Annotated in this window: 15 protein-coding genes; 6 read left to right on the top strand and 9 right to left on the bottom strand. The window is 66.0% G+C overall.

Features of this window, described 5'->3' with window-relative positions:
- Positions 1 to 388: 388 nt before the first annotated feature.
- Both AVZ66_RS03750 and AVZ66_RS03745 read left to right on the top strand, forming a co-directional pair.
- Positions 389 to 1,354, top strand: a complete 966-nt coding sequence (locus AVZ66_RS03750; RefSeq protein WP_058984628.1) for a site-specific integrase — start codon at positions 389 to 391, stop codon at positions 1,352 to 1,354.
- Between the two features lie 447 nt (positions 1,355 to 1,801).
- On the top strand, positions 1,802 to 2,104 hold the full coding sequence (locus tag AVZ66_RS03745; RefSeq protein ID WP_058981961.1) for a hypothetical protein: 303 nt from the start codon (positions 1,802 to 1,804) through the stop codon (positions 2,102 to 2,104).
- Here the strand turns inward: AVZ66_RS03745 and AVZ66_RS16105 are convergent.
- From AVZ66_RS16105 to AVZ66_RS03735, 3 genes are all read right to left on the bottom strand, one after another.
- Complete coding sequence (locus AVZ66_RS16105) at positions 2,101 to 2,502, bottom strand: hypothetical protein (protein ID WP_157575583.1); 402 nt, start codon at positions 2,500 to 2,502, stop codon at positions 2,101 to 2,103. The two genes, AVZ66_RS03745 and AVZ66_RS16105, sit on opposite strands and share 4 nt — an antisense overlap.
- Before the next feature lie 194 nt (positions 2,503 to 2,696).
- On the bottom strand, positions 2,697 to 2,894 hold the full coding sequence (locus AVZ66_RS03740; RefSeq protein WP_058981959.1) for a hypothetical protein: 198 nt from the start codon (positions 2,892 to 2,894) through the stop codon (positions 2,697 to 2,699).
- A 119-nt stretch (positions 2,895 to 3,013) separates the two neighbouring features.
- Positions 3,014 to 4,240, bottom strand: coding sequence for an MFS transporter (locus AVZ66_RS03735; RefSeq protein ID WP_197407718.1), 1,227 nt, complete (start codon positions 4,238 to 4,240; stop codon positions 3,014 to 3,016).
- 171 nt (positions 4,241 to 4,411) lie between these two features.
- On the opposite strand from AVZ66_RS03735, the gene AVZ66_RS03730 reads away from it, so the two are divergent.
- Positions 4,412 to 5,563 (top strand): cobalamin-independent methionine synthase II family protein, encoded by a 1,152-nt coding sequence (locus AVZ66_RS03730; protein ID WP_058981957.1) that lies wholly within the window; start codon positions 4,412 to 4,414, stop codon positions 5,561 to 5,563.
- Positions 5,564 to 5,717: 154 nt separating this feature from the next.
- Complete coding sequence (locus AVZ66_RS03725) at positions 5,718 to 6,905, top strand: MFS transporter (RefSeq protein WP_058981954.1); 1,188 nt, start codon at positions 5,718 to 5,720, stop codon at positions 6,903 to 6,905.
- Between the two features lie 21 nt (positions 6,906 to 6,926).
- On the opposite strand, the gene AVZ66_RS17020 is transcribed toward AVZ66_RS03725, so the two are convergent.
- The 5 genes from AVZ66_RS17020 to AVZ66_RS03705 form a co-directional block, all read right to left on the bottom strand.
- Positions 6,927 to 7,061 (bottom strand): hypothetical protein, encoded by a 135-nt coding sequence (locus tag AVZ66_RS17020; RefSeq protein ID WP_269432456.1) that lies wholly within the window; start codon positions 7,059 to 7,061, stop codon positions 6,927 to 6,929.
- A gap of 91 nt (positions 7,062 to 7,152) precedes the next feature.
- Positions 7,153 to 8,334, bottom strand: a complete 1,182-nt coding sequence (locus AVZ66_RS03720; RefSeq protein WP_058981952.1) for a PQQ-binding-like beta-propeller repeat protein — start codon at positions 8,332 to 8,334, stop codon at positions 7,153 to 7,155.
- Positions 8,334 to 9,041 (bottom strand): hypothetical protein, encoded by a 708-nt coding sequence (locus tag AVZ66_RS03715; RefSeq protein WP_058981950.1) that lies wholly within the window; start codon positions 9,039 to 9,041, stop codon positions 8,334 to 8,336. The genes AVZ66_RS03720 and AVZ66_RS03715 overlap by 1 nt, the downstream gene beginning before the upstream one ends.
- A 2-nt stretch (positions 9,042 to 9,043) precedes the next feature.
- Entirely contained in the window at positions 9,044 to 9,511 is a 468-nt protein-coding gene (locus AVZ66_RS03710) for a hypothetical protein (RefSeq protein ID WP_197407717.1), read from the bottom strand.
- A gap of 97 nt (positions 9,512 to 9,608) precedes the next feature.
- A complete protein-coding gene (locus tag AVZ66_RS03705) occupies positions 9,609 to 10,013 on the bottom strand; it encodes a CBS domain-containing protein (RefSeq protein ID WP_058981948.1) in 405 nt (134 codons plus the stop codon).
- A gap of 165 nt (positions 10,014 to 10,178) precedes the next feature.
- Here AVZ66_RS03705 and AVZ66_RS03700 point away from each other — a divergent pair, with 165 nt between their 5' ends.
- Together AVZ66_RS03700 and AVZ66_RS03695 are read left to right on the top strand one after the other, a co-directional pair.
- A complete protein-coding gene (locus tag AVZ66_RS03700; RefSeq protein ID WP_058981946.1) occupies positions 10,179 to 10,517 on the top strand; it encodes a hypothetical protein in 339 nt (112 codons plus the stop codon).
- Positions 10,510 to 11,019 carry a winged helix-turn-helix transcriptional regulator gene (locus AVZ66_RS03695; RefSeq protein ID WP_058981944.1) on the top strand — a complete coding sequence of 170 codons (510 nt, stop codon included), beginning with the start codon at positions 10,510 to 10,512 and terminating at the stop codon, positions 11,017 to 11,019. Before AVZ66_RS03700 ends, AVZ66_RS03695 begins: the two co-directional genes overlap by 8 nt.
- On the opposite strand, the gene AVZ66_RS03690 is transcribed toward AVZ66_RS03695, so the two are convergent.
- Positions 11,016 to 12,116 carry a hypothetical protein gene (locus AVZ66_RS03690; protein ID WP_058981942.1) on the bottom strand — a complete coding sequence of 367 codons (1,101 nt, stop codon included), beginning with the start codon at positions 12,114 to 12,116 and terminating at the stop codon, positions 11,016 to 11,018. The genes AVZ66_RS03695 and AVZ66_RS03690 overlap by 4 nt on opposite strands.
- Positions 12,117 to 12,201 lie beyond the last annotated feature (85 nt).

Genomic DNA, 12,201 nt, shown 5'->3' with positions numbered 1-12,201 from the left:
CAAGGACTGCGGGTGAGACTAGTCCTTACCTCCGAAAACAAGCACTCCGTAATTTGATTGCTCCAGTTCCACTTTCACCGAGCGGCAGGAGTTGTATTATGGGCCAAGGCGTCCGAGAAGCAAATCGTTCCGTCGCGGCCATTCCCGACCGCACCCCTACAGGTGGCACTGAGTTGGTGCGGTCGGGTGGCAATCCGCGGGTCTCGTAGACCCCGCCGCGACGACGCCGTAGCGCACGCCAACGGCAGGCCTACCAGACCATGCAAGACCACAACGACGACCACCAAAATTCTGACGAACAGCCTCGCAGTCACTATCGAACCGCCGACGGAATGGAGGGAGACGAGTGAGCGAGTTGGAGCCGCTCACTCCTCAGGAAGCGGTTCGGATGTATCTCGAACACCGGAAGCCGGAACTCTCTGAGAAGTCGCTACAGAACCACCAGTATCGGTTAGATACGCTCGTAGAGTTCTGTGACGAGCACGATATTGAGAACCTAAACGAGCTGTCCGGTCGCGATCTTCACCGATACCGGACGTGGCGGAGTCGGGACGGCATCAGTACGATGACGCTCCGCACCCACTTGGCGACGCTTCGGGTATTCCTCGAATTTGCAGCGTCCGTGGATGCCGTCACGCCGGGCCTCCGTGAGAAAGTCGTTCTACCCGAAGTCAGCAGGGAGGAAGAATCTCGGGACGTGAAACTGAGCGAGAGTAGAGGCGAGGTCGTCCTCGACCACCTCGACCAGTTCGAATACGCGTCTCGCGATCACGTGATTTTCGGGCTCCTCTGGCACACCGGCATTCGGCTGGGAACGCTTCGGGCATTCGATGTTTCAGATTGGGACCCCGACGCCCCGTGTCTCAGAGTGCGCCACCGGCCAGAGACAGAAACGCCGCTGAAGAACGGCGAAGCGGCAGAGCGCGCCATTGCAGTGGGTGACTACTACGCAGGAGTCATTGACGACTACGTTCAGTATAACCGGCAGGAGAGCCGCGACGATCACGACCGCCATCCACTCATCACAAGTCGGTATGGGCGTCTCTCGGAGAACGCGATTCGGACGACCATCTACCGATGGACGCGGCCCTGCGAAGTCGGAACGTGCCCGCACGAGCGGGACCCGGAGACGTGCGACGCGATGGAGAGCGACCAAGCGAGTCGCTGCCCGAGTAGCCGTTCGCCCCACGGAATCCGTCGCGGCGCACTCACGCGAATGCTCCGGGATGGAACCCCCGAGCAGGTTGTAAGCGACCGTTCCGACGTGTCCGGCGACGTTCTCGAACAGCACTACGACCAGCGCACGGAGCGCGAGCGCATGGAACTACGGAAAGAGTTCCTCGACGAACTATGACTGTCAAATCCACTAATCCGACCAATCGTATCGCCACCGACGAACGCGAGAGTTCAACCGCCGAACGGAACGCCTCGGCTACCGTCTTGGAAGCGGGGAAAGCTCTCCCCCGACGAGTCCACTTCCTTCGGTCGCTGCGCTCCCTCAGTCGTGGCCTCGTCGTACCTCGCGAAACCTTCGGTTTCGCTCAGTCCCGACGAGTCCACACACAGTTTGTGGCACGGAGCTACGCGTGTGTTAATTTGGTAGGTGTAGTCGGCGTGATTGAGCCGATCACACCCATAGAGCCTCACGGAAGCTGTTCGGTTCTCCGTTAGGTGTGACTAAGGTCACTATCCAAAACACGCCGCACTGCTCTGCAGTAGAATTCTAACTCACATAGCTGGAACGTCCAAGGGATTTCACCTAGCCGGACTGTTTAATAGTCTCGCGGAGAATGTGTTCCGTATGTCCGTCCACATTGAGGGTATGGACGATCTCGTTGATTCTCTAGATAGCATCTCGGGAGAAAACCAGATTCCGATGGACGAATTGTTCACGGAAGGGTTCATGAGGTCAAATACTGATTTTAACTCATTTGATGAATTCTTGGAAAAGAGCCCGTGGTCCGTCGAAACGCAGGAGGACTTCAAACAGATTCCCGAGGATGAATTTGACGAGTACGTCGGAGAAAATACTGGGTTCAATTCTTGGGAAGCGATGATGACTGCAGCCGGTCGAGAATGGGTGACCCGCCAACTCGATTTCTAATCCTCTTCCGCACCTCCATCTTCGTCAATATCGCCTGAATGATTTTGTTGATTCTCTTCCGCTTGTTCGCTACCATCAGGCGATAGATAAAGGTGGAATTCATGGCCTTCTCCCTTGATATCCCCCTCAACAGTAAATCCCGTGGCTGGCCCTTCTGACTCGTCATCGGTACGGTAGTTGTGCACAGCGAGGCCAAAGGAGCCGAGTGTTGCACCGCTCAGAATAACACTCCAAATGGTTCCTACAACGCCCGTTATATCCCCGAATGCAGGATACTCCAGAATAATCCTCACACGGATAATGAAACTACAAATCAGAATTGCAAATGCTACCACCCCTACCGCTGCTAAGAAGCGTGGTGAAGTCCGCAATCTATAGAGATACGAACTATCTCCCATCTTAGGTAGGATGCGTCAGGGGTCGCAAATAATCCTTCGGTGCAGCGATGTTAGAACCCCTCATCACACCAAGTTCCACATTAAGAGAATTAGTTTCCCAGACTGTACACGAATCCGGAAGTTCGTGTGCATACTTCGGCGCGTATCGCCTATCAAAACTGGTCGCGACTCCGAACCCCCATACGCGAATCTACCTAACTCCGAGCACCAGCGTCGCCCGAGCTACGCACCCGAATTCCCGTGTGGAGGACGGGGGTCGCGAGGAGCACGGCGACGAAACCACCGAGGAGCGGGAGGAAGAAATTCCCCGTCCCCGGGAAGACAGATAGCAGTGCGAAGGTGGCGAAGAAGACGACCCAGCCGCCACAGACGACGCACGCCGTGTGTCGCATGTACACGTAGTTTCAACCTACCCACATAACGTAGCTGTCGTGTTCTCACGCGCTGCAACTTCTCTCGCAGAACGCGCGAGGCGCGAAGCTCGAACGCGGCCGAGGACGCGCAACTTCGGTCAGGCCGATTCGGGCATCCGGTACGTGAGCACGACGACGACAGCCATCACGACCGCGAGGAAGACGTAGCCTTCGTCGAAGTAGCCGTGGTCGCCGACGACGCCGAAGACGACCGGACCGGCGGCGGCCAACGACGCGGTGAGCGTGCGGACGACGCCGAGGCCGGTGCCCTGGGTCGCCTCGGAGAACGCGTCCGCGAGGAACGACTGCGTGATTGCGCCGGTGCCGAGCATCGTGCTGACGAGCGCGGTGACGCCGACGAGCGGCCAGACGCCGGAGACGACGGGCAACAGGACGAAGCCAGCGGCGGCCGGGAGCAGAATTCCGATGAGCGAGCGGCGCATCCCGATGCGGTCGTAGGCCGCGCCGGCCAGCGGCTTGACGAGCACGCCGACCGCGAAGAAGAACCCGAACAGCACGCTCGCCTGCGGGGTGGAGAGGCCTTTCACCGACGTGAGGTAGGTCGGGTAGAACGCGGTGAAGGACTGCCAGACGAAGATATAGAGGAAGAGGATGACCGTCATGAACCCGATTTCGGGCGTCCGGAGTTCCGCGAGGACATCGACGGCGTCCCGCAGCGACTGCGTGCTCTCCGAATCCGTCTCGGCGTCCGTCCCGTCGTCCGCGTCGTCCCGGCTCGGGGACGTGGCGTAGACGAGAATCCCGGCGAGGACGAGCAGCGGCGCGACGAAGCCGAGGCCGGCCTGCCACGCGACGGCGGCGGCGAGCGCGGCGGCAATCGGCGGGAGGACGGTCTGTCCGATGTCGCCGGTCGCCATCGTGACGCCGAGCGCGCTGCCGAGGCGCTGCGTGTAGAGCTTCGAGAGAATCGTGATTCTGGCGATGGGGTACAGCGAGTGCCCGAGCCCCCAGACGGCGGTCGCGGCGAACAGGACGAGCGGCGACGAGGACGTGACGACGAGGCCGAGCGCCGCGGCGACGACGACCGCGCTCACGGCCATGAGCGCGCGCTCGTCGTACCGGTCGGCGAGCATCCCACCGGGGAGCTGGCCGATTGCCGCGAAGAACCACAGCACGGTCACGAGCAGTCCCGACACCGTCAGGGAGAGCCCGTAGTCGGTCTGGAGGTAGGGGATGATAACGGGGTAGACCATCCGCCCGCCGTTCAGCAGGCCCCAGCCGGTCGCGACAGCGACGAGGGAGACGCCCTTCCCGTCGCCCCACAGCGCCGTCACTTCCCGCCGAACCGCGGTGTGCAACCCCATTAAGTCCACTCGGAACGGGCGGTCGTGCGCCAATAATAGCTGTGTTTCGACCGCCTCCTCGGCCCGCCGTTTCGGAGTCGAGGCGCGCACCGGTCGACGACTCCGGCGAACGCGGAAGTAAATACCGTTGGTTATATTTGGACGCGCGACTATTACTCACATGAGTAACTAATGACGGCGAACGACCGCATTCGCACGACGCACATCGGTAGCCTTCCTCGACCCCCGGAACTGCTCGACCTGCTGGAGCAGCGCCAAGCTGGCGAGGACATCGACCCCGACGAGTGGGATGAAACCGTCGCAGACGCCACGCGTGGCGTCGTCCAGCGGCAGGCGGACGTCGGCCTCGACGACGTCAACAACGGCGAGCAGTCCCGCGTCTCCTTCAACTGGTACGTCGCGGACCGCCTCAGCGGCATCGACGGGAAGCGCGAACAGGAACTGTGGGCGGACCTCCAGGAGTTCCCGGACTACGCCTCGGAGTCGTTCAAGACGGATGTCATCGACCTCTCGATGCAGCCGGTCGTCGACGGCCCCGTCGAGTACACCGGCCACGAGGACGCGAAAGCCGAACTCGACGGCTTTCAGGCCGCCCTCGACGACGTGGACGCGGACTTCGAGGACACGTTCGTGACGTCGGCGTCCCCGAGCGTCATCGCCGCCACACACGTCGACGACCACTACGGCTCCTACGAGGAGTTCCTGTTCGCCGTCGCGGACGCGATAGCCGAAGAGTACGAACTCGTCGCCGAAACCGGGACGACGCTGCAGATCGACGCGCCGGAACTGCTCACCGTCGGGCACACCGCGGCGTACGCCGACGCGCCGCTCGACGACGTCAAAGCCGCCACCCGACTGAACGTCGAAGCGCTCAACGAGGCGCTGTCGAACGTCCCCGCCGAACAGGTGCGTTTGCACACGTGCTGGGGGAGCTACGAGGGCCCCCACCACCTCGACGCCGACCTCGCCGACCTCCTCCCGGAAATCTACGAAGCAGACATCACCGGCCTGAGCGTCGAGCAGGCCAACCCCCGCCACCAACACGAGTACCGCGCGTTCGCCGAACACCCGGTGCCGGACGGCTGGGACCTCATCCCGGGCGTCGTCGACGTGAAGACGAACGTCGTCGACCACCCCGAAACCATCGCGGACCGACTGGAACGGGTGGCCGACGCCGTCGACGACTCGACGCCGCTGGTCGCCGCGCCGGACTGCGGGTTCGGCACGCAGGCCGGCATCGGCATGGTCCACCCCGAAATCGCGTGGAAGAAGCTCGACGCGCTCGTGGAGGGCGCCGCTATCGCGACCGAGCGCGTCTACTGACGCGACAGCCACAGCGGGCCGCCCCGTCGCATCCCGTAGTTTCAAGAGGGTTACCTCACGCCTCTGTACTGTTCGTGGTGAGCCAAGCGAGACAGCACTCCGCGCCCGCTCGCAATTCCAGCGAGCGCCAGGTCACGCCCGCCGATATTCCACCATGACCGAGCGGACGCGCGCGGGCTTCGACGTCCTGTTGTTGACGTCCGGCATCTGGTTCCTCGCGAAGTTCCTCCGGTACGCGTTCCCGCCGCTGTTCCCGCAGTTCCGCGACCTCTACGGCGTCTCGAACGGCGTGCTGGGCGCGGCGTTCACCGCGATGATGCTGGTGTACGCGCTGTTGCAGTTCCCGGCGGGCGTGGTCGCGGACCGACTCGGCGCGGCGCGCGTGGTCACGGCGGGCGTGACGGTCGCTGGCGTCGCAGCGCTCGTGTTGGCGGTGCCGGGGCCGCTGGCGGTGCTGGTCGGCGGGATGGTGTTGGTCGGCGTCGGAACCGGCGTCCACAAGACCGTCGCGGTCGACCTGCTGGCGACGCTGTACCCGTCGCAGCGCGGACGCGCGCTCGGCGTCCACGACACGTTCGGCGCGTTCGGCGGCGTGGTCGCTCCAGCGGTGGTCGTTGCCGTCGCCGCCGACCCGGGGTGGCGCGCCCTCTTCCTCGGTGGCGGCGTGCTCGCGCTCGTGCTCGCTGTCGCGTTCCGACTGCGAGCGCCCGACGACGCCGACGTGAGCGCGACGACGGACGGCGAGGCGGCGTCGGTCGCGGACTACCGCGCGCTGCTGGCGGACCGCCGCTTCGACGTGTTCCTCCTGGTCACCGTCGGTTTCTCGTTCACGTACAACGGCGTCGTCGCGTTCCTCCCGTTGTACTTGACCGACGCCGCGGGCCTCGACAGCGCGACCGCGAGCCTGCTGTACAGCGCGCTGTTCGCGGTGAGTCTCGTCCAACTCACGACCGGCGAACTCAGCGACCGGTTCAGCGCGCTGTCGGTCGTCGTCGCCACGCTCGCGCTCGCGACGGCGGGGTTGTTCGGCTTGCTCGTCGCCGGCGAGTCCGTGTTCGTGCTGGGTGCGATGGTCGTCGCGTTCGGCCTCGGGGGCCACGGCTTCCGGCCGGTTCGCGGCGTCTACCTCGTGGACGTGGTGCCGGATTCGATGGCGGGCGGCGGCCTCGGTGCCGCGAGAACGATACTGATGGGCGCGGGCGCCGTCTCCCCGGCGGTCGTCGGGTTCGTCTCCGAGCGGTCGGGGTTCCGCGCGGCGTTCGGCGTGCTGTTCGCCTCGCTCGTGCTCGCCGCTGTCCTCGCCGTCTGGCTGCTCGTCACCGAACGCCAGCGAGCGACCTGACGGAGAGACGCGACTGCGGCGTTACTCGACGCGCGTGCTGATGTCCTCGGCGACGCGACCGCCGGGGTAGCGCGGCGTGCCGCTCTCGACCTCGTAGACGTAGCCGTGGAGGTTCGCGTCGACGTGTTCGTGGTCGTAGCTGTGTGAGTCTGTCATGCACGAGAGTGTTCGTCGCCAACCACAGTGTCAGTTGGTGACACGTCGAGACTCGCCCGCTCTGGGCCCTACTCGCTCACCAACTTCCGAATCAGTCGTCCGTGAGGTCTGCAGTCGCGAGGTCGACGCTGCGAAGGAACCCACTGCCGGAGACGAACGCAGCGTCACGGTGGACGTGGAGCCGGGCGAGGGGGTCCTCGGCGACGGCAACCGCACCGACGAGGCGGCCAGACGCGGCGTCGAGCGCGACGAGGTGGCCAGTGTCGGTCCCGGCGACCGCGTACGAGTTGTGGGTCGCCAGCGACGTCGTGACGTGTCCGTACGACCAGCCGTCGACGTCCAGCGGCGCGATTTGTTCGTACGCGACCTCGGGGCCGTCGAGGTCGATGGCGGAGAACTTCGTGTTGTCCGCGTCCGTCTCCGTGACCGCGAAAAGGTAGTCGCCGTACTGGGCGAGCGCACGCACGAAGTTCCCGTCGGCCCGCCACGCGACCTCCCCGGTCTCCGTCTCGACGGCGAACAACATCCCGTTGTACGTCGCGTAGAGGCGGCCGCGGTCGGCGTCGAGCCGGAAGTTGCCGTCCGGCATGTCGATGTGGTCGCGGTCGTCCCACTGCCAGACCGTCGAGCCGTCCGCGAGGTCGAGTTTCGCGAACGTGCGCCCGGAGCCGACGTAGAGAATCCCGCCGTCCCGGAGCGCGCCCGGTGTCGTGAACGTCTGTTCGGACTGCCACTGGTGGTCGCCGGAGTCGGCGTCGAACCCGTGGACGCGCTGTCCGAGTACGACGACAGTCCCGTCGTGGACGTGCGGTCGGGCCGCCCGGTAGACGTAGACGTCCTCGAACCAGTTCCGCTCGCCGGACGAGCGAGCTATCGAGAGCAACCGCCCCTCGTCGCCCATCGCGAAGGCGGTGGATTCACCGAGCGCGACCGGTGCTTCGATGGTCTGCTCGGACTCGGTCTGCCAGTCCGTCTCCCCAGTGCCAGCGTCGAGCCGGTAGACGTTGCTCCCGATGGAGACGTACAGCTCCTCGCCGGCGTCGTCAGTGACCAGCCCGCGGACCGTTCCGTAGAGGTCTCGCGTCCAGCGGCGGTGCTCCGGGGGCGCGGCAGTTGTCGGTTCTGCCGTGGTCGTACTCGTTGGCTCCGGGGTCGTGTCCGGCGGCGATTCAGCGGCGGGCCGGGCGTCGAGTGGGTTGAGCGGAGACGCGCCGACGAGCACGCTCGCACCGACACCGAGTCCCATCGACCGAAGGAACGCGCGGCGGTCCATCAGTCGCTCACCCCCGGTGCGCGGCCGCCGTCGGCGCCGTCGACGTACCGAGCGTAGAGATAGACACCGGGCACGGCGAACAACGCGAACAGGAGTGTCTGTGCGAGCGCGCTGTCGACGTACGTCACTGAGCCGAGCAGCCAACTCAGGAGGAACGCGCTGGCGAGCGCACTCCCGACGACGCCGACAGTCGAGGAAGTGAGTAGATTGTCGCTCCAGCCGGACTCGGCGTCAGCGTCGGTGCGCCCATTCGGTTCGGACTCCGTACCGACGGTTGCTGTGTCGGCTGGCGGTGTCGGCTGTGCGTTCTCGGCCTCCGTTCGGGTCGCGTCCGAACTCGCTTCGTCGCCCTCCTGCTCGGATTGGCGGGCAGCCAGTTGTTCGCGGAGCGTGTCGGTCCCCCCTGATTCGACAGAGGCCGGGCGGGGTTTCGAGCTACTACTGCCGCCCGAGCCGTCTCCCGAGGAACGCGCGGCGCCGACGCCGTACGTAGTGAGACTCGCCACGAGAGCGATGCCGGCGACGACGAACAACTGGGCGCGCTGGGGGTTCGCGCGTTCGTATTCGACCGTCGAGCAGTCTTGGTAGTACGCCGAGTCGACGCACGCCGTCGAGGACTCCGCGACGGTCGCGGGCTGAGCGGCCGCGAGCAGGAACAGTACGACCGCGAGCACCAGTCCGGCAGCGCCGAGTGATTTCAGTGACATAGTTAGACGAAGAGAATGGTCAGCAGGAAGCACGCGAAGATGGCGACCAACACGGCGGTTAGGACGGCGGTTCCGTCGGCCTGCTGGCTCGGGTCGGTGACTTCCTTGGTGCCGTCGCGGGTGTGCTCGTCGACGACGGCGACGGCGTCGGTCATCGACGAGTCCGCGAGCGCGTCCAGACGGTCGAAGAACGCCAGCACGTACTTCTCGGGGTTCGCACCGACGTCGAGACCGACGTTCTTCTCGGCGGCAACGGTGACTTCGGTGGTCTCGTCGTCGACCGCGTGCAACTGCACCGTGATGGTCTCACCGTAACTGGAAGTGAGCGCGCCGAACCGGAATCCGGTCTTCGCGACGACGAGTCCCTCCGGGCCCTCGTGGTAGGTTTCGACGTCGTCGACGAACTCCAGAGCGCCTTTCACCAGCAGGCGTGCGTCGTCGAAACCGCACGCCAGCGTCCGTGTCTTCACAGTGAATCATCGCCGAACCCCGCACATAACGCCCGTGGAAGCGGCAACCCAGACGCTCGCTCGTGGTTCGGCGCGTCGTGGCCCGCAGAACGTCGTATCAGGCAGGGCTGGGCGTCTGGACGGTGGAGATGTACGACGCGAGGTCCGTCGTGGTGATCATGCCGATGACGTTGTCGTCGTCGTCGACGACGGGCATGTGGTGGAAGCCGTGTTCGAGCATGGCGTCGGCGACGTCGCGAATCGAGTCCTGGACGCCCGTCGTGACGACGTCCGTGGTCATGTAGCGCTCGACGGTGGTGTTGGCTTTCGGCTTGCTCTTCGCGACGATGGTGACGAAGTCGGTGTTCGTGAGGATGCCTTCGAGGTGGCCGTTGTCGTCGACGACGATGACCGACCCGATGTTGTTGTCCCGCATCACGTCCGCGGCGTCCTCGACGAGCGTGTCGGGGGTGACAGTGTGGGGGTTGTCCGACATCAGTCGGCCGACGAAAATATCGTCCATACAGGACGATGGCTCCGCGCAGTGTTAAGCGTTGTCCGATACCACGGACCGGGACGCCGACAGCGCGACGACAGTGCCGTCGGCGTATTGGCGTGTGTCTCGGTTCGGTCGCCTCCGGACTGCCGAATCCGTATGCTTAGATGGCTGCACGCGCAACCAAGCGTTGTGCTTCCCGTCGCTCACGCCCAGACGCCGGGATTGGACCTCCCGCTCGTGGTCGCGCTCGCCGCCGCGGGCGTGGCGTCGGCGCTCCTCACTGGCGCGGCGCTGGCGGCGTTCCTGCGGCGGCGCTCCCGCCCGTACTTGCTGGTGGCGCTTGCGCTCGCCACGCTGCTCGCGCGTTCGGTCGTCGCGGGCGCGAGCGTCGGCGGCCTGCTCGCGGGCGACGTCCACCACGTCCTCGAACACGCCCTCGACGTCGCGATGGCTGGATTGGTCATCGCGGCGGTCTGGTACGCGCGCTCGGTCACCGGCGACGCCGCGGGGGTGGCGGACGGTGACTGACGCCCGCGACCGCATTACTTCGCACGTCCACGACGACCCCGGCGTCCACTTCAACGCCGTCGTGCGCGAGACAGACCTCGCCGCCGGACAAGTCCAACACCACGTCCGCCGCCTGCTCGACGCGGGCGACCTCGCGGTCGAACGAATCTCCGGGCGCACGCACTACTTCCCGCCGACGTACGACGACTGGGAGCGCGGCGTCGTCGCGCTCGCGCGCCGCGAGACCGCTCGCGACGCCATCTCCTACCTCCTCGACGCGGGACCGTCGCGGCCCACCGAAGTCGCTGACAGCGTCGGTGTCGCGCGCTCCACGCTCGAACACCACCTCGACGCGCTGACCGACCGCGGCGTCGTCGAGAAGCGCCGCGACGAGCGCAACCGCGTCACGCTCGCGGTCGTTCGCCCGGAGGCGACGGTGCGACTGCTCGCTGCCGTGGAGCCGTCGACCGCGGACCGGTTCGTCGACCGCTTCGAACGCCTCCTCGACGACTTCCTCGACTAGGCGCCGACCGACTGACCGCCGCCCGTCGCGCGCACGATATTCCCGAGCAACAGCAGGACGCTCGCCGCGAAGAACACGCCGCCGACGGGCGACGTCGGGTCGAGGAACGCCCAGTACGCGGGCGTCGCGGCGGCGCCGAAGACCACGGAGAGGACGCCGTAGAACGCGGGCGCACAGCAACAGCACGCCGTCGCACCGGTCGTGGCGACCATTCCGAGCGCGGACGTGCTACCGTCGGCAGACCCGGCCCGCGACTGCTGGACGAGCACGCCGACGTTGACGGCGACGAGGCTCCCGAGCAGCCCCATCAGGAGAACGGTGCCGACGGAGACGAACCCCGCGAGCGGAATCGAGGGGAAGACGAACTCGACGGCGGGCCACGCGACCAGCGGGTCCGCGACGGGGAGAAACACGACCAGTGACTCCGTGGGCGCGCCGACGCCGGCGTCGGGGTTGAGCGTAATCGTCCCCGCGGAGAACGCGAAAAAGCAGACGAACAGCGCGCCAGCGGCGAGGCCGGCGCCGAGCGGTCGGCGGTCGCGGCGCAGGCTCTGGACGACTCCCCACGCGTCCCGGTAGAGGACGTACCCTACGGCGAACGTGACGGACGCGACGAGCACGTAGCCGAGCGGGTGGTAGGTGCCGCCGTTCGGCATCGCGACGGGGTAGACGACCCACGCCGCCAACAGCACGCCGAGCGCGGCGTACCGCGGTCGCCGGGGCCACCGCGAGCGGGCGACGACGAGGCTGCCGACCGCCATCGCGGCGCCGACAGCGAGGCTCAGCGCCGGGTAAATCGAGCGAATCTGCGGGCCGGTGTCGGCGACGACTTGGAGTTCGACGAGGCCGACCAGCCCGAACCCGCCGGCGACCGCGGCGACAAGTCCAGCGGCGGCGCCCGTCGGCCCGTCGACCCGCCCGCGGCGGTACGCGGCCATCGCGACGACGGCGGCGCCGACGCCGGCGAATGCGAGCGCGAACAGCAGCCAGTGCGGCGTGCCGGCGTGCGTGGTGCCGGAGTGTGCTGTCGCCGGTGTCGCGAACGCGACGATGGCGAGGAGGCCGCCGGCGCGGCCGGCGGCGCGGAGCGGATGCATACTCGGGTGTTCGCGCCGGGCGCCTTCCGGGTTCTGGTACGCGCGTCGAATTCGACGCCCGCACCAGAACGGCTTTTCGCGTGAG

Source organism: Halobacterium sp. CBA1132, from assembly GCF_001485535.1.
Lineage (GTDB): Archaea > Halobacteriota > Halobacteria > Halobacteriales > Halobacteriaceae > Halobacterium.
This window is presented reverse-complemented; position numbering and strand designations above follow the sequence as displayed.